The 16,883-nt window shown below is 61.8% G+C and carries 12 protein-coding genes; 7 read left to right on the top strand and 5 right to left on the bottom strand.

Translation table 11 applies throughout. From position 1 onward, the window contains the following. Nucleotide 1: 1 nt before the first annotated feature. Nucleotides 2-3,133 (top strand): glycosyltransferase, encoded by a 3,132-nt coding sequence (locus DTX69_RS09620; RefSeq protein ID WP_162917043.1) that lies wholly within the window; start codon nucleotides 2-4, stop codon nucleotides 3,131-3,133. A 3-nt stretch (nucleotides 3,134-3,136) separates the two neighbouring features. Here DTX69_RS09620 and DTX69_RS09615 read toward each other — a convergent pair whose 3' ends face one another. Then, nucleotides 3,137-3,520, bottom strand: coding sequence for a RidA family protein (locus tag DTX69_RS09615; protein WP_119301316.1), 384 nt, complete (start codon nucleotides 3,518-3,520; stop codon nucleotides 3,137-3,139). Nucleotides 3,521-3,524: 4 nt separating this feature from the next. After that, a complete protein-coding gene (locus DTX69_RS09610; protein ID WP_119301315.1) occupies nucleotides 3,525-6,569 on the bottom strand; it encodes an aminotransferase class III-fold pyridoxal phosphate-dependent enzyme in 3,045 nt (1,014 codons plus the stop codon). 131 nt (nucleotides 6,570-6,700) lie between these two features. Between DTX69_RS09610 and DTX69_RS09605 the strand changes: the two genes are divergently transcribed. From DTX69_RS09605 to DTX69_RS09595, 3 genes are all read left to right on the top strand, one after another. Next, a complete protein-coding gene (locus DTX69_RS09605) occupies nucleotides 6,701-7,123 on the top strand; it encodes an Lrp/AsnC family transcriptional regulator (protein ID WP_119301314.1) in 423 nt (140 codons plus the stop codon). A 121-nt stretch (nucleotides 7,124-7,244) separates the two neighbouring features. Continuing rightward, the gene (locus tag DTX69_RS09600; protein WP_119301313.1) at nucleotides 7,245-8,594 is read left to right on the top strand and encodes an SGNH/GDSL hydrolase family protein; all 1,350 of its coding nucleotides are present in this window, start codon (nucleotides 7,245-7,247) and stop codon (nucleotides 8,592-8,594) included. Between the two features lie 185 nt (nucleotides 8,595-8,779). Beyond that, nucleotides 8,780-10,204 carry a glycosyltransferase family 2 protein gene (locus DTX69_RS09595; RefSeq protein WP_119301312.1) on the top strand — a complete coding sequence of 475 codons (1,425 nt, stop codon included), beginning with the start codon at nucleotides 8,780-8,782 and terminating at the stop codon, nucleotides 10,202-10,204. Between the two features lie 91 nt (nucleotides 10,205-10,295). Here DTX69_RS09595 and corA read toward each other — a convergent pair whose 3' ends face one another. The 3 genes from corA to DTX69_RS09580 all read right to left on the bottom strand — a co-directional run bounded on the left by corA (nucleotide 10,296) and on the right by DTX69_RS09580 (nucleotide 14,546). Beyond that, nucleotides 10,296-11,267 carry a magnesium/cobalt transporter CorA gene (corA, locus tag DTX69_RS09590; RefSeq protein ID WP_119301311.1) on the bottom strand — a complete coding sequence of 324 codons (972 nt, stop codon included), beginning with the start codon at nucleotides 11,265-11,267 and terminating at the stop codon, nucleotides 10,296-10,298. Between the two features lie 124 nt (nucleotides 11,268-11,391). After that, nucleotides 11,392-13,614 carry a hypothetical protein gene (locus DTX69_RS09585; RefSeq protein WP_119301310.1) on the bottom strand — a complete coding sequence of 741 codons (2,223 nt, stop codon included), beginning with the start codon at nucleotides 13,612-13,614 and terminating at the stop codon, nucleotides 11,392-11,394. Nucleotides 13,615-13,697: 83 nt separating this feature from the next. Then, nucleotides 13,698-14,546, bottom strand: a complete 849-nt coding sequence (locus DTX69_RS09580) for a sulfotransferase family 2 domain-containing protein (protein WP_119301309.1) — start codon at nucleotides 14,544-14,546, stop codon at nucleotides 13,698-13,700. A gap of 275 nt (nucleotides 14,547-14,821) precedes the next feature. On the opposite strand from DTX69_RS09580, the gene DTX69_RS09575 reads away from it, so the two are divergent. From DTX69_RS09575 to DTX69_RS09565, 3 genes are all read left to right on the top strand, one after another. Continuing rightward, entirely contained in the window at nucleotides 14,822-15,409 is a 588-nt protein-coding gene (locus tag DTX69_RS09575) for a sigma-70 family RNA polymerase sigma factor (protein ID WP_119301308.1), read from the top strand. Next, entirely contained in the window at nucleotides 15,406-16,065 is a 660-nt protein-coding gene (locus DTX69_RS09570; protein ID WP_119301307.1) for an anti-sigma factor family protein, read from the top strand. The genes DTX69_RS09575 and DTX69_RS09570 overlap by 4 nt, the downstream gene beginning before the upstream one ends. An 87-nt stretch (nucleotides 16,066-16,152) precedes the next feature. After that, complete coding sequence (locus DTX69_RS09565) at nucleotides 16,153-16,851, top strand: cysteine hydrolase family protein (RefSeq protein WP_284735660.1); 699 nt, start codon at nucleotides 16,153-16,155, stop codon at nucleotides 16,849-16,851. Nucleotides 16,852-16,883: the final 32 nt, after the last annotated feature.

The following is a 16,883-nucleotide window of genomic DNA, read 5'->3' as shown; positions in this document are numbered from 1 at the left end:
AATGGGTACCTCGTTGAGCGGTTTGCTGGCCCGTTTGCACGTTCCTGCCTGGCTCAAGTCGCGTGCCACGAACGCCGAAGACGTCATCCGCGGCTCCGGACTATTCGATACGCCATGGTACCTAGAAGCCTATCCCGATGTAGCAGCGCGCAAAGTCGATCCACTGCGCCATTACATCCGCTATGGAGCGCGAGAGGGGCGCGACCCCAATCGCCTCTTCAGTTCCAGCTGGTATCTAGCCAGCAATCCCGATGTGGCGAAGGCCGAGCTCAACCCGCTGCTGCACTTCATCCTATGTGGTGCCAAGGAAGGTCGTAGTCCTGGCCCGCTGTTCGATACCAAATGGTATCTGGATGCCAATCCTGACGTAGCAGCCGCAGGCATCAATCCTCTGCTGCATTTCCTGCGTCACGGTGCGAGCGAGGGGCGTCGCCCGAATAGCGCGATCGATTCCGGCACCTCGTTCGCTCCATCTGCCCAGATCGCGTCGCCGCACAGTAGGAGCGCGCAGCATAAGAGCTTCGATCACGAAGCGGCACGCACGTTTGCGGCAGCGATTCGAGCTAGCAACGGTCATGCCACCTTGCTGCGCGAACGGCCGTTGATCTCGATCGTACTTCCGACGAGAGATCGAGCCGAGCTTCTGCCGAGGGCGATCGAGAGCATCAAGGCACAAACCTACGATCAATGGGAACTCTTGATCGTCGATGACGGCAGCATCGACGCAACCCAGTCGGTGGTTGAGGCCTTTCTCGCTGATCCGCGTATCCGCTTGCTGCAAACGAGCGGAAGGGGCGTGGCTGCCGCGCGCAACCACGCGATGTCACAGGCGAAGGGGCAGTTTTTCGCCTATCTGGACAGCGACAATAGCTGGCGGCCCGACTTCCTCGAGATTGCCGCCGCCTACCTTCTCGAACGGAATCTCGACCTCGTCTATTCTGCTCTGGAAACGAACGATGGCTGGCACGCGCGCTATGTAGGCGCGGAGTACGAGTACACGGCGCTCAGCCACCGCAACTTCATCGACATCAACGTCGTCCTGCATCGTCGGGATCTCTATGACAGGCGCGGCGGATGCGATGAGGGCCTGAAGCGCATGTCCGATTGGGATTTGATCTTGCGCTATGCGAAGGACTCGCGGGTCGCCTACGTCCCATTCATCGGCTGCGTGTATGATGGGCGCCTGACACGCTCCGACCGCATCACGGTCTCGGAGCCGGTAAGCTGGATCTACGTCGTATTGGGCAAGCACCATCTTGACTGGTCCCGGCTGCAATCCGGCCTCGGCACCCGCGATCAGGACCTGGTCTCGGTTGTCATTCCGGTCCATGGCCAGCCGGAGCTGACCGCCGCTTGCCTCTCCTCCCTGTTCGATACCGAAGCTGGCTGCAGGTTCGAGCTGGTGTTGGTCGACAATGGGAGCGATTCCGCGACAGCCACCCTGCTCGACCAATGCGTTGCGGCTCATTCGAATGCACGACTGGTGCGCAACTGGGAGAACCTGAACTTCGCTCTGGGCTGCAATTTCGGCTTTGCCGCGACCCGCGGCAGCATTGTCGTGTTCCTGAACAACGACACGCGTGTGCGCCCCGGCTGGCTGCGTGCGCTTGTCGCGCCCCTCGCCGAGCCGGCGGTCGGCGCGGTGCAGCCCAAGCTGCTTTTTCCCGATGGCACGATCCAGACCTTCGGCACGGTGCTGGGCGAGCAAGGCTCTATCCCCTACGAACTCTATCGCAGCCTTCCTGGCGATGCACCGCACGTCAACGAGCCGCGGACGCTCGACATGATCAGTGGCGCGTGCCTTGCTATCCGGGCCACTGATTTTGCGGCGCTCCACGGCTTCGATCCGATGTTCATCAATGGGCAGGAAGACAGCGACCTGTGCCTGCGGCTGAAGACGCAGTTGGGCAAGACGTGCCGTGTGGAGCCCTCCTCAATCGTCATCCATCACGAAGGCGGCACGCCGGGCCGCGGCCGCTTCGCCTACAGCAACCGTCGCACCTTCGCCGAGCGTTGGAAGAGTTACCTGAGGCCGAATGACACCGAGATCTACAGCCACGACGGCTATCGCACACAACAGTACGCGCCGGACGTGCCGGAGTGGGCGCCCGCAGGGCTGGCTTCGTATCGACCAGTCCTGGAATGCATCGCGGAGGATGGTGCGGCAGCTGCCCTCTCCGTACACGCGGCCACCGCGGCGCAGCCGTCGTTCACCATCAAGATCGCCTGCCCTAGCGAAGCGGTACGCGATGAGTGGGGTGACTATCATTTTGCGCGTAGCCTCGCAGAGGCGCTGCAGCGCCTTGGCTGCCGATGCCGGATCGACTTCCACCGATCATGGAACGAGCCCGACACGGAGAGCGAGATTGACCTGGTATTGCGCGGCTTGGAGCGGTTTGCTCCAAAGCCAGACCGACCCTCGATCATGTGGGCGATTAGCCATCCCGTCCTCGTTGCACCGGAGGAGATTTCGGCTTACGGCCAAGTCTTCGTCGCATCGGATCGCCTTGCGCGCCAATGGACCGCGGAATCGGGAATTCGTGTGGAGCCGCTGATGCAGTGCACCGACAAAAACCTGTTCTTTCCCGATCCGTCCGACACCCCGAGGAGCCGAGACATTCTGTTCGTCGGCAACTCGCGCAACGTCTTCCGTCCCGCCGTTCGCGCCGCGATCGAGGCCGGCTTGACTCCAGTGGTCTATGGAACGCGGTGGGAAGCGCTCATTGATGCGCGCCATATCAAGGGAGCCCTGATCCCGAACTCGATGGTCGCGGACCTTTACCGAAAGGCGGGCGTCGTGCTCAACGATCATTGGCCTGACATGCAGCGGGCCGCGATTCTTTCCAATCGTGTGTTCGATGTCCTTGCCTGCGGAGTGCCCATCATCTCCGATCAGATCGCCGACCTGCCCGCCGGCTTCTCTGAAGCCATCATCTCCTTTGGTCCGCACCAGCCGATCGATCGCGCCATCGCGCAGGCATTGAACGAAGGCCCTGCGCAGCGGGCGGCTCGACGCACCTTTGCGGAGATCGTCCACCGCGAGCACAGCTTCGACCGCCGCGCCGCCGTCATCCTGGAAAGCGCCATGGCGCTCCTGGCAAGGCGCGAGCCGACCGCCGCTTCGGTTTCTTGATCATCACGCGGCGGCGATCGCTTCGATCTCGACCAGCCAACCGTCCTCCAGCAGCGCCGCAGCAATAACTGTTGTCGCAACGCGATGATCGCCCAGCGCTGCCGCACGCGCCTTCATGTTGGCTTCTCGATAGGATCGGTCGGCCAGATAGCAGGTGACCTTCACCAGGTTGCGCACGCTCATCCCTGCCTCCGCGAGGATTGCGCTGATATTGCGCCAAGCCAGCGCACATTGCGCTTCGATCCCGTCCGGTGCTCTGCCGTCCTTGTCCAATCCCATGGTGCCCGTGATGAACAGGAGCCGGCGCGCTTCCACCACCTCGAGGCCGTGGGTATAGGGCCCGACCGGCGCGAATATCGTCGATGGATCATGCGTTTTCATTTGCATCGCATCACTCCTCGGTATCCGCGAAGGCTTGCTCTAGCACTTGCATCAGGTGATCGGCATTGGCCTTGTTGAAAATGAGGGCCGGCCTCAGCTTGATCACATTGTCGAAGGGACCATCCGTCCCCATCAGCACGCCCAGCTCGCGGCAGCGTTCCACGACGCGCCCGGCGCGCTCCGTCGCCGGCTCCTTGCTTCTGCGGTCTGTCACCAGATCGATGCCGAGCATCAGGCCCAACCCCCGCACGTCGCCGATCACCGCGTATTTTTCCATTAGCGCACGCATGCGCGTCAGCAAGTCACCGCCAATCGCGGATGCATTCCTGAGCAACCCATCACGTGCGATGATCTCCAGCACTTTCAGCCCGACTGCGCAGGAGACCGGATTGCCGCCGAACGTGTTGAAATACTCCATGCCGTTGGCGAAGCTCTCTGCGATCTCCTCGGTCGTCACCAGGGCCGACATCGGATGGCCGTTTCCGATCGGCTTGCCCATGGTGATGATGTCGGGCGTCGCATCCTGGGTCTCGAACGCCCATAGATGGCTACCCACTCGCCCGAATCCGATCTGCACCTCGTCCGCGATCACCACGGCCCCGGCCGCCCGCGCCGCCTCGTGAGCCGCTTTCAGGTAGCCATCGGGCAGCACGATCTGACCGGCCGAACTCGGCAACGATTCGGCAATGAAGGCGGCGATACCCCTGCCCTCCTTTGCCAGCGTCGACGCGATCTCCGCGACCGGCTGGGCATAGCGCCTCCCGATTTCCGCCTTGGGCCAATCCTCCGGCGCGCGATAGGCATCGGGCAACGGCGCTTCCCAGGTGGTTCCGGGCCGTCCCCTGCCGCCCTTGCGTTTGTATTTGTAGGGACTGATGTCGATCAGCGCATGGGTATGGCCATGATACGCCCAGTCGAGCGTGATCACATCCTTCGCCCTTGCATGGGTGCGGGCCATGCGCAACGCCAGATCATTGGCTTCGCTGCCGGTGCAGCAGAAGGCCGCCACTTTGAGCTTCGCCGGCAGGGTCGCGGTCAACGCTTCGGCATAGGCAATGACATTGTCATGCAGATAGCGCGTATTGGTATTGAGGATCGCCGCTTGCCGCGCCATCGTCTCGATGATCTCAGGGTTGCTGTGGCCGAGCTGTGCAACATTGTTGTAGCAGTCGAGATAGGCACGTCCCGTCTCATCGATCAGCCATACGCCCTCGCCGCGCACGATCTTCAACGGTCTGCGATAAGAGATGCTGAGATTGCGGATCAGCTTGCTCTTGCGTGCTTTCAGCAGCACCTCTTTCGGCTTGCCGTCGGCACGCAGCGTCTCTGTCGACAATCCCGCGAAGTGCACCGGATCAGGGAACAGCTCCTCCCAGACAGCACGGTAGCCCCCCTCGCCGGCACCGATGATGTCGGCGGCACGTGCAGGCTCATAGGTGATGAGTTGAATGTGCACATGCGGCTGCCAGTTCCCGTTCTCGCGCGGCGCGCCGAGCTGGCCGATGACATCCCCTGCCTTCAGCCGCTCGCCGAGCTGGCGGTCGTGCACTGTCTGCGCCGACAGGTGACCCCACAAGCTATGGAAGATGAGGCCATCCGCGTCGTGCCTCAGCAGCACGGCGTGCCCGTAGTCAAGCGGCAGATCCGTTTCGAACAGGTCCACCACGGTGCCATCCAACGGTGTCCGGACATTGGAACCCGCCGGCGCGAACAGATCGAGCCCCAGATGCAGAGATCGTCGCTGGTCCGGCGCGAACACAGAGCGGAAGGAGTCGGAGGAATAGACCGGCCGCTCCTCGCACCAGGGACCGATGCCGAGCTCGATGCCATCCTTCTCGGCAATTTCGCGCCACAGCCGCTCCGCCTCATCCGGCTGGCGGGCCGCCGAAGCCTTGGCAATCGGGTGTGACGGATCGCCGAATGGAACCTTGGCCTTGCTGAGCAGAGCCGGCGCCTTGTCGAGCACAGGCCGCAGCCGCGCCGGGTTGTTGGCGATCCACTGGACGACCGCCCTGGCACCCGGCGCCGCCTCGAAACCGCAAGCATGCCGCAGAATGCCGGTGGCCAGCGCCGAATCCATCGCCCGCAGCCGTTCCAGCATTGCCCAAGCCGGCGCTTCGCTGACACTGAGATAGGCGTTATCCTTCACGCGCTCCCGCCGAGACGCCGAGATGGTCACGCTCGTAACCAGCCGCATCGCGATCAGGTCGAACAGCAGATCCAGCTCTTCGGACTGCAAGGGGTAGACGCGGTGGTATGCGGCCGCGATTCTGCCAGCAACATCGATCGGCGCCGCTTCGCCCAGGATGGCATAGGCGCAGGCCACCGCCAGCTCACCGATCGTCGCGCTGTGGATCGCGTCGCCAAAATCGATCAGGCCGGTGATTTCTTGCCCGATCGGCCCGTCGACCAGGAGATTGTTGTCGTTGGCATCGCCATGGATGACCTGCGCCCGCAAACGCGCCAGAGAAGATGCGACCTCGTTCTCGAAGCGCCCCAGGAAGTGCTCAAGGATGGCCCGCTGCGCCGGATCGTTGATGAATTCGAGCCGCGCCCGCGACCGCCCAGCCTGCTTGATATCCCAGTCGAAGAGCCGGTGCCCACCTGCATGTCCGAAGCCTTGCAGCGCGCGATCCAGCCTCCCCAGGATTTCACCCAGGCTGTCATGGAGATCGACGGTCTTGCGGCAGCTGGAGAAGAGCTGCCCGGGCAGCCAGCTCACCAGCCTGACGAAATGCTCCGCCCCGCCTCGCTGCCTCGTCTTGCCCAGATCCTCGCCCGCGAGCGTTGGCCGCAGGTGGGGCAAAGGCAGGGCCGGATCGACCGCCTGCACATGGCGTAATAGCGCCGCCTGGAACGCCAGCGCCTGGCTGTCCTCCGCTTCATTGGCGACCTTCAGCACCCAGTTCGTCCCGTCGGCTTCGCTCAGACGGAAGTTCTGATCCCGCTCGCTGTCGAGTGGAGTGAGGCTGCCCGTGAGGCCATAGAGCTCGCGCGCTATGCCAGCGACCTCATCCGGCGTGAAGGCGGGCGGCAGTGTCGTCAGGACCGACATGGAACTCTCCCCAAAGCCCGGTGTGGGTATCCAACCCATTGACCCGGCGCCCAATTTGCTGAGGATGGAGGCCGGAAAGCAACCGCCCTTTTGGCTTCCGTGACCGCCACTTTGACCAGACATTCCGCCTGATGCGTCCGCTCGACGGCAAGGACCGGCAGATCCTGGAACTGCTGCGGGCCGACGCCCGTCTGCCGTTGAAGAGCCTGGCTGCCAAGATCGGCCTCGCCCGCTCGACGCTGCGCGATCGGCTTTCGCGGCTGGAGGCGGATGGCATCATCCGTGGTTATCATGCCGACATCGCCGACGGCACGCCGAGCGTTTTGGCCTATCTCTTCATCCGCCTCAAGAGCACGCCCGCCCCAGGACTGGTCGCTCTTCTGCGGCAGATGCCGGAAGTGAGATCCTGCACGTCGCTGACCGGCGATATCGACCTGCTGGTGGAGATCGCCGCGCCTACGACCGATCGCGTGAACGCGCTGCGTGACCGCATCTCCTCTCACGAGACTGTAGCCGACCTGACGACATCGGTCGTTCTCGACAGGAACATCTGAGCGACTCGGCTGCGCCGGATTGCCCCGCGCGGAGTCGCTGGTTACAGTTTCCGGGTAATGCGCTGCGACTCGCCAGCGTATCGGGAAGCCTGGGACGACGGCGTTAGGGGGAGATGCGCCCATGATCCTGCCGCCCAACCATCTGGCGCTTGCCGGCTATATGCGCCCGCCAGTCATGGCGATCGGCGATTCGATGTCTAATGGCGTACGGTCGTTGACCATCCGTGACGAACTGGCGGCCCTGTCACCGGTGCAGCAATTCGCTGAGGCAGTCGGGCTTCCCATCCGACGGCCAGTCTACCCTCGAGAGGTCCTGTTCGATCTGGAGGAGATGGCGCGGAAAGGCATCATCTCCCTGTTCTCGCTGCAGTCCACCGTGCTGAAGAATGGCAAGGCGTGGCTGACGGGGAAGCCAAAGGCAAAGCCCCTCTTCCACGACAACCTGTCCTGCGCCGGAGCGGACTGGTCCGACATGTTCGAACGCCGCGGCGCCGAGGCCCGCGCGGAGGCTCAGGCCGCCTATGCGCAGCTTCAGGCTTCCGACAATCTCGACCTTGGCGCAGTGGCGCGCCTGTGGTTCAGCATCAACGATGCCTTCCTGCTCGACCCGAATGCCGGCAGCGCCTTTGCGGAGACATCGCAGCTGTCGCAACTGGAGCAGGTCGCATCTCGTCTTCCAGAGCGGCTGCTGGTCAATATTGGCGCCAATGAAGGGCTGTTCCGCTTCGGCATGCTCGGTGCGTATGACAGCACCGACTTCGAGTTCGCCACCTGTGCCGGTGCGCATGAGATCGTCAGGCAGGCAGGGCGTCTCGGCCAGTTCCTCGCAGCGCACCTGCGCAACGATCTGAAATTCGTCTACTTCAACACGCTGATCCGCCCGCGCGCGGTGCCAAATCTCGCGCCCTATCAAGACCAGGCCTTCATCGCGAATGCCACGCGCAAGGCCTTGGCCGGGAAATACTACAGCGAGTATTCGACCAAGGTGGCCTTGCGCGCGCCAATCACGCCCAAGGCCATGAAGGCATACGACCAGGTCATCAAGGCGACGAACGATGCGGCCGTTGCGGCGATCCAGGCGGAATTGTCCGGCACGCCGATCAAGCTGGTCACCGTCGACCTCTATGGCGGCATCGAGCAGTATGATTCGAAGCACTATGGCGACAGCCGCTCGATCGAGGTCAAGAAGGCCGGGAAGCTGGTGAAGCGCATTACCAACCTGCCGTTCGCTTCCTCGCTGCTCAAGTTCCAGGGCGGCATCGCTGGGCTCGACAACATGCATCCCTCGGCAATCGGCTATGCCGCCATCGCCAACGAGATGATCAAGGCCTACAACGCCGCCGAAGGCGCGAATGCCGCACTCATCGATCTCCCCAGCGTCTACCGCAAGGACAGCCTGCTCAGATCTCCGCCGAAGTCATGGGAGCCGCTGAACAGCCTAGTCTCGACCCTGGTACCATTCTTTATGTAGGCGGGGCGGCCTTGGGCTCAGCGGGATTGATCCCGACGCAGTTCGTCAGCCTTCTTACCGTCCTCTGCATCTAGTGGTAATGCAACTGAGATTGGATTGTGCTATCTGCCGCCCAAGCGCCGGCCGGAGGTCTCGTTAAGCAGACCTACGGCTGGCTACGATCAACCATCGCCAGGTTTTGACACATGGGCAATCTTATGCGCCGCCTTAATCGGCTGCGGCAGCGCGGGGCACAGGCCGTCTACACGGAATTGCGGCCAAACTGGCATCTCCTCAAGGAAACCTTGCATTCAGCTTTTCGAGATCGCTTCCTGATGCTGGACTCGCCAGAAAAGAGGGCTGTCGTAATTGGATCATCAGAAGAATTGGCGCACTGCTTAGGCATCCGCAGAGCGCACCTGCGGCTGTTGGATTTCCCGCAATTCACCATGGAGAACTTGGCACTGCTGAGCGACAGTTGCGACTTCCTAATAGCTGACAGAGTGCTGCATCGCTGCGAGAACATCAGGGACGCGGCGCGTGAGACACTGCGCGTCTTACGTCCAGGTGGTTGGTTCGTTCACACCACATCCATCTTGGATCAGACTATAGGTGTGCCGTTCCAGCCAGCCCGTTTCCGGCCACGCAGCCTCAGCCACCTGTTCGGCGGCGCAACCGAAATTTCCACAGGACCATCTACGGCCAGTTTCTCCCTGGCGTCATGGATAGTTGGTCGCAAGGCAACGGACGCTCCGACGACTGCTCCCACCGTTGCTACGCGCAAGGCAAGACGTAGGTGGTATGCTCCGCCAGCGCGCTTGCCATCGACCCGATTTGGCGTCGTAGCGATGGCACGGAATGAAGCGCCCTATCTGCTAGAGTGGATTGCTCATTATCGCCTGCTTGGCTTCAGCAGTATCACAATCTACGACAATGAAAGTAACGATGCATCTTGGCGCATCTTGGCCCCTCTTGCAAAAGCAGGCATCATCAACGCGATCCATTGGCGCAATCCGCCCGGACAAAATAAGCAGCGGAGTGCATACAACGACGCTCGTGTAAGGCTGTGCAACTCACTGGATTGGTGCCTTTTCGTGGACCTTGATGAGTTCTTGGTTCTGAAGGAGGGCGCTACGCTGGAAGATCTCCGGCCTCAAGATCCCTCAGTGAGCGCGGTTGCTATTCCTTGGCGCATATTCGGCTCCTCTGGTCAACGTCATAGGGGCACCGAATTGACTATCGAACGATTTCAACTGGCTGCAGCAAAGAATGGACATGCTCCCAAATCAATGGTTCGGCTTCGTGACGTACAGTGGATGAAGATCCACTGGCCAATTTTGTCGAATGGCCGGATGATCGATATCTCTGGCAAGGAGTTTGACCCTAACAAGAGGACTCCAAACACGTTTGACGACGTTGATGGCATTGCTCGAATTCATCACTACTTTGGACGTTCCTGGGAAGAATTCGAATGCAAGCGCGCTCGAGGAAGAGGCGGATCAAAGAGGATACGCCCCGCCAGCATTTTTGACGAGTTGGACCTGAACGAAATGGTAGTAAACGATGCGTCCAGGTATGTAGAGGCAACCAAGAAAGATGTTCAGCGACTCCTCAGGATCGTTAAGGGATAATCACTGGAATACGTCCTGCAAATAGTGCACCCGAAGCACGGTGGGATGCTCCCGTCTGCCACCTGACATCCAGTATTGATGTCGGTGGATACTAAAGCCACCCCGCCTTCTTAAAGCGCCAGTACAGCACGACGCAAATGATCGCGATGACTCCAATCACGACGAAGTAGCCGTAGCGCCAGGTCAGCTCCGGCATGAACTCGAAGTTCATGCCGTAGATGCCGGCAATCGCGGTCGGCACGGCCAGCATGGCGGCCCAGGCGGCGAGCATCCGCATCACCTCGTTCTGACGCACGCTGGACAGCAGCATCTTGGTTTCCACCACCGTCTTCACGCCTTCGCGCAGCTGCTCGATCCGGTCCAGCAGGACCACGCAATGGTCATAGACATCGCGGAAATACGGGTGCGAGTGTGGGTCGATGACCGGAACGTCGAAACGCTGGAGGCGTTGGCAAATGTCCGGCAGCGGCGCAACGGCGTGGCGCAGTTCGGTCAGCTCGCGCCGCACGGTCGAGATTTCGGCAAGCTCGTCACGATTGGTGACCCGGCTAAAGATGGATTCCTCCAGCTCCTCGATGCGCTCCTCCAGCCCATCGACCGCAGGGAAATAATTGTCGACGATGAAATCTATCAGCGCATAGAGGATGAAGTCCTCGCCCTGCCGCAACATGTTGGGAGAACCTTCGCAGCGCGCCCGCACTGCAGCGTACGACCGAGACGGTCCATGCCGCACGGTGATGACGTAACCTCGCCCAACGAACATGCAGGTCTCGCCCATCGCGAACTCGTCTCCGACCTGCTGGAATGTCTTCATAGCGAGAAACAGGGTATCGCCGTAGATCTCGATCTTCGGCCGTTGATGCGCCTTGTAGGCGTCCTCGATCGCAAGCTCGTGCAGCTTGAACTCGCGCTGCAGCTCGCTGAGCAGTTCCTGGCTCGGCTCGTGAAGCCCGATCCAGATCACGCGCCCGGGCTGGACCTTCATGTCCTCCGGTTTGCTGATATCCAGATCCCGGACCTTGAGACCACCCTCGTAAATGGCGCAATTGATGACTGGACCCATCGCCGGCTTCCCGAAACCGCAGATTCTCGCTGCTGACGTGCTTTCATCCCCGGTCCAGCCTTAATGCAAGCGGGCGCCGGAGACAAGCGATGGCCAGCTTGGTCGCGGGCGTGCGCAAGCGTCCCTAGGATGTAGCCGGACCGTGCTGATCCTTCTCCAAGGCCGATATGATCTCGCGATAGGACTGGCCAGCGCCGGCCATCCTGATGACCGCCAGGGCTCGGCCCACTGCGTCGCCTGGCAAGGCGGCGTCAGCGAAGAAGGCCTCGAGCTTGCTCCGATCGTAGAGTTCCTGCCTGACATCCTCCACGAAGCGACGCCAATCTCCGGTCTCCTCCAGGCGCGGCAGGGGATGATAGTTGTGTGCTTCAATTCCGTAGGTCACGAGTGCCACCGGCAGGCCATAGCGCGCCGCATCGAGCGCGATTGTAGATGGCGTTGTGATTACCGCCGATGCGTGGGCGAGGAAGGCATCCGCCGTGAAGCGTCGCCATTGCGCCGCCTTGGGATCTGCAATGATGATATTCGGCGGCAAGGGAATTGCCGCTGTACTGCCGCGAGTGAACCACTGCCCGCCCATGTGCGGCTTCACCAGGAAGATCTCGTTCGGTAGGGCTTCGGCCATTGCAGCCAGATCGTTCACGAACCGCTTTCGATAACCATCGTCATATCTGCGCCAATGCAGATTCTCGAATACCGCGACGAACGGTCGGTCGGCCATTGGAAAGCTCGGAAAGTCGGCCCGGCAAAAGACGCGCTTCGGACAGCCGACCGGAACGGCTTTTGCCCTGAGTTCGGCGCCGGCGGCATGGGACAGCCGTTGCGGACCGCCCCAGGTCAGAACCAGATCGCCTCGGAATGCCTTCGACGAACCCTGCGGTCCGTAGGTCATGCCGCGATTATCCAGTCCGTGCTGCAAGCTGAGGACCCGCACGCCTGCAGCCTGGCTGGCTGCGACGAAGCTTCTCGCAAAGCGTGCACCGAAGGCAGTCCCCTCTGACGCGGTGATCGCCACATCCGCCGCGAACCGTCCCGACGTGATGCGCCCGCGGAGGAGATCTGTGCCATGCCAGAACTCTATCTTGCCGCCATTGGCGCATATCGCCCGGAGCCGCCGCGAAACCGGCACGGCTATCTTCGAAAGAACGGCGATGCGCACTTCAATTTGTGAGTCGGTGCTGGCTGCCTCGGCGATCGGAACGATGAGGTCGATGTCCTGAAACTGCTGGAGCAACAGCAGGACCTTCAACCTTCTATCGACCCGAACGGCCACTTCACTTGTCGTCAGTCGAGCCGCGGGGCCTTGAGAACCTTTGATGGCTCGCCGCCATGCAGCCTCGACTGACCCTGCCTCCTGCATTCTGATGGCGGGCAGCGCGTCGCGATCCTTCGCACTGGGCACCGCCCTCTTCGCGGTCAGAGCATTCCGCATTTCCGGCAGCATCGCGTCGCCGATTATCCCAGCCACAACGGGAACGCCGAGCGCCGCTGCCAAGCGCGCACGCGCAGTCGATCGCGCCAAGCTCTTTGGATCGCCCCCGCTCGGAAGTAGGCAGAGGTCGGACTTCTCCAGGAACTGGCGTGCACGGCGCGGTGAGTAGCGATGGAACGCGATCGGGATGGGCAAAGACTTGAGCAACCGCCGCCCTGAGTCGAGCGCTCCTCCGACAATCTCGAGCCGTAACGGAAGTTCCTCCGCAAGGTCCACGAGGTCGCCTGCCGCCAGCAGTAGTTCTGCTATGCCCCCCTCGCTGTTCGGCTGATCCGAAGTGCCGAACCACACGATGCGCTTACGCGTCGCATGCGATATCCTATCGGCAGGCCATTTCCTGCGCAACTTGGCGAGGGCATCACGTATCCAATGGTTGCCCCGATTCGCCAGCATGTGCACGGCTGCGGCAGGATGAAGGCGCAATGCCGCAAGGAGGTCGTCTTGGATATCAATAGGGTCCGGCACGATGACCACAGGCTTCACGCCGAAGGAGTGCGCAACTTCGCGAGCCAGCACCTCATTGGCTGCCGTGATTGAGCTGGCCAACCCCAAAAGTTCCAGGAACTGACCGCATCGCATCTGCCCTGTCAGCTCATTTAACAGCTCGGCGCTGCCGATATCGACGATCACTGGCACTTTGGCATCTGCCGCCCGCTGCGCCGCACAAAGGGCGTGGTGGGACGCGTCGCCCGTCAGGACAACGCATTGTGCTGTGTTCAGAAGCCGCGGTTGAATGTCACCCGCGACAAGCTTTGCCGCCAGCCCAGCGCGCCGCAGCAGGCAAGCGGGCAGCCAGGCACGGGACCGCACTCGCGGCTTGTCGAGATCGAGCGTTTCGACATGAAACAGAATCATCCGAGCCGTGCCAGGCGCCGCCTCAATTCGTCAGGCGTAATCAAGAGGACAACTGAACCGTTCGGTGACAGTCGCGAGCCACATCAAGGCTGAACTTGCGAAAAACTCGCTCGGGCGATGGGTTCACCGCTTTCCGCGTCTGCCACTTGGGCTGCATCTGTCGAATAGCCGTAGCACCGAAAATCCTCCGCATAGAGCCTCGCCACTCTCCGCCGTAGGTCGTCATCATAGAACGCATTCGTCGGCGGCAATCCGTCGCGAGAGAATTGCGTGAGGTCCGCTGCCGGCCCATGCTGAGAGACGCGTTGTGTGTGATGCTCGGAAGCGAAGACTTGGTCAGTAAGGTCGGTGGCCGGCAGGCCGACAGAACGTTCCAGATCGTTCAGAGCCTTCTCCAGGCCTTGCTCGATCTTGATGATCTGGCGCGGCCTGACTCGGAACAGCGGGCGGCGCTCGACCGGCGTGACTTGCACGCGATGATGGGGATTGCATGTCCGCAGATTGATACGCTCGAGAAACGTCACGAACTCACGGAAGGAAAAGCGATGCTGGCGATTGAGGGGGCGCTGCACAACCTCGGAAACCGCGCCGTCCTCATAGCCCATGCGGTAAGCGTGAATGTAAGAGCTCACGGTCCGCTCGAACGGGTTACGCACAACCTTAACGACGGCGAGCTTTCCATGCCCGAAATCCTCCAACCGAGAGAGGTAGCGTTCGGACTTCTGGTATTGGCGCAGACGGTATCTGTGAACCCACCTGCCGTGAGCCAGTGATTCAGCAAGCAGTCCATTGTGCAGGAACACCCACTTCATGACGGTGGTGCAGGCTGCTTTGTTCGACCACATGATTGCCAGATTCGCTGATTCCACGAACGCCACGTGCGAGCGTCGCAGCTCCCGGTAGGTCGGCGGCAGAAAGTGTTTTAATCTCATTTGTTTAGATGCCCTGGATCCGCCGGTTCGCTGTCCTTGCGTGGTCGGAATGGTGATGGTTGACGACGATGCTCTTGTTGCCGGTCGGAGCCCGCCTGTCAATTGGACGAAAAAGCTACGCGCGCTGAGCGGTGATCCTCATATCGATGAGACCTATACAATCGCCGGCGGATTGGCTACGCTTGCCACCGAAAATCATAAAATAACAAGCACTTGACGCATTTGTATCGCGTTGTCGAACCAGGCATGGGCGCCTTGCGACGGATGGGTGTGGGATGGACTTGCTGAGTGCCAGGTCGGCAGACGCGGCGGCCAGCGACGGGCAATTGCTGGCGCGCATCGCGCGCGGCGACAAGGACGCCGTAACGGCGCTCTACCGCCGGCTGGAGCGACCGCTCTTTGCGTTCCTCGTGAAGACGCTGCGAGACCGGGAGGCTGCGGCTGATGTGCTGAACGAAACCATGCTCGATGTCTGGCGCCAAGCCGGCCGCTTCGAAGGCAAATCGTCAGTCGCCACCTGGATCTACAGCATTGCCCATCACAAGGCGATCAGCTGGCTGCGCAAGCGGCGCGAGGTCGAACTCGACGAAGACATGGTCGCCGCGGTTCCCGATGACGCGCCGGCCGCCGATACCAAGATTGCGGCCGAGGACCTGACCCAGACCATTGCGCGCCTGATGGAAAAGCTCAGCGTGGACCATCGTATCGTGCTGCAGTTGGCCTATTTCCAGGAGTTCAGTGTCGGACAGATCGCGGAAATCCTCGATTGCCCGGAAAATACCGTGAAGACGCGCATGTTCTATGCCCGTCAGCGCCTGCGCGCGCTGTTGGAAGCCGAAGGCATCGAGGGGGCGGCGGCATGAGGCACGATCAGCACCAGAACGGGCCGTTGGAGCCGCAGGATGTCGAGGAACTGCTACCTTGGTACGTAACAGGCCGTGTCTCGCGCGAGGAAGCGCGCGGCATCGAGGCGGCGTTGAAGACGATGCCTGATCTGGCCGAGAAGCTGGCTCAGGTTCAGCGCGAGCGAGAGGCGGTGTCGCGCGCTGCCGAAGCGGTCGAGGCTGCCCCACCCGAGACCTTGCAGCGCTTGCTCCAGCAGGTGGAAACGACGCGGCAACGGCGTGTGCAGCGCGCCGACAATCGCGACGAAGCCGGCGGTTGGCTCAAGGGCGCGATGAGCCATAGCGTCATCTGGCAAGCCGCCTTTGCAGCGGCCTGCGTCGCGATCGTGGCTTTGGGCATCCGCCTCTACAATCCGCCGGCACCCGGCGATCTGACAGGCGGGATCAATGGATCCGGCCGCGCAACCCTGCTGGTGACGTTCCAGCCGGACGCAACGGCGGCGGACATATCGAGCCTCTTGGCCGGCGCGAAGGCGGTCGTCACTGGCGGCCCGGGACCCGATGGAACCTATCTCGTTCAAGTTCCAGCAAGCCAGCCAAGCGATGTTGAAGCCGCAGTATCGCGCTTGCAGTCGCGTCAGGAGCTGGTCGCGACGGTCCGACCGGTTCAGTGATAGCCTGGCCGCAACGCCATGAACCAAATCGCCGCTAAGCCCCGAGCTTTCCCCCACAACGGCCTGGACCGAAATGGCGTTGCGCTCATGCTCATCGACATGCAGCGCGATTTTCTGGAACCCCAAGGCTATCTGGCGGGATTGGGCTATGACCTCGGCGGCGTGCGCGGCGCGATCGGGCCGGCGCAGCAATTGCTCGCTGCGGCACGCGCTGCCGGTCTCTGCATCATCCATACGCGCCAGGGTTATCGGCCGGATCTGGCCGAAGTCCCCGCGCACAAGCTTGCGCGCATTCAGGCCGGTCAATCCGCCATCGGCAAGCCGGGGCCGCTCGGTCGGTTTCTGATCCGGGGCGAGCCGGGATTCCAGATCATCTCGGAGCTGGCCCCCGTACCTGGAGAATTCGTCGTCGACAAGACGGCCAACAGCGCCTTCTGGGGCACCGATCTTGCGGCAATCCTGACCGCGCGCGGCATTCGTGCTCTGATCCTGGCTGGCGTCACCACCGACGTTTGCGTTCATTGCACGCTGCGCGAGGCCAACGATCGCGGCTTCGAATGCCTGCTGGCGGGCGACGCCTGTGGCTCCGGCGACGCGGAGGCACATCGTGCCGCCTTGCACATGGTGACAGTGGAGGATGGCGTGTTCGGCGTGCTGGCCGACGTCGACGCCATCGTCACGGCGCTCGATCGCATGGACCGACCAATCGCGACGCCCACGGCCGCCGAGATCCCGCAGGATGCCGTGCGGGAGGAGTCCAGCTATCTCGGCGACTGGTCGATCTGAGGGCGATCCGCTAGACTAAGCTCGCTGCGGCG

Source organism: Dongia deserti, assembly GCF_003574735.1.
GTDB classification, from domain to species: Bacteria; Pseudomonadota; Alphaproteobacteria; order Dongiales; family Dongiaceae; genus Dongia_A; species Dongia_A deserti.
The sequence above is the reverse complement of the archived record's forward strand: the minus strand, read 5'-3'. Positions and strand labels throughout refer to the sequence as shown.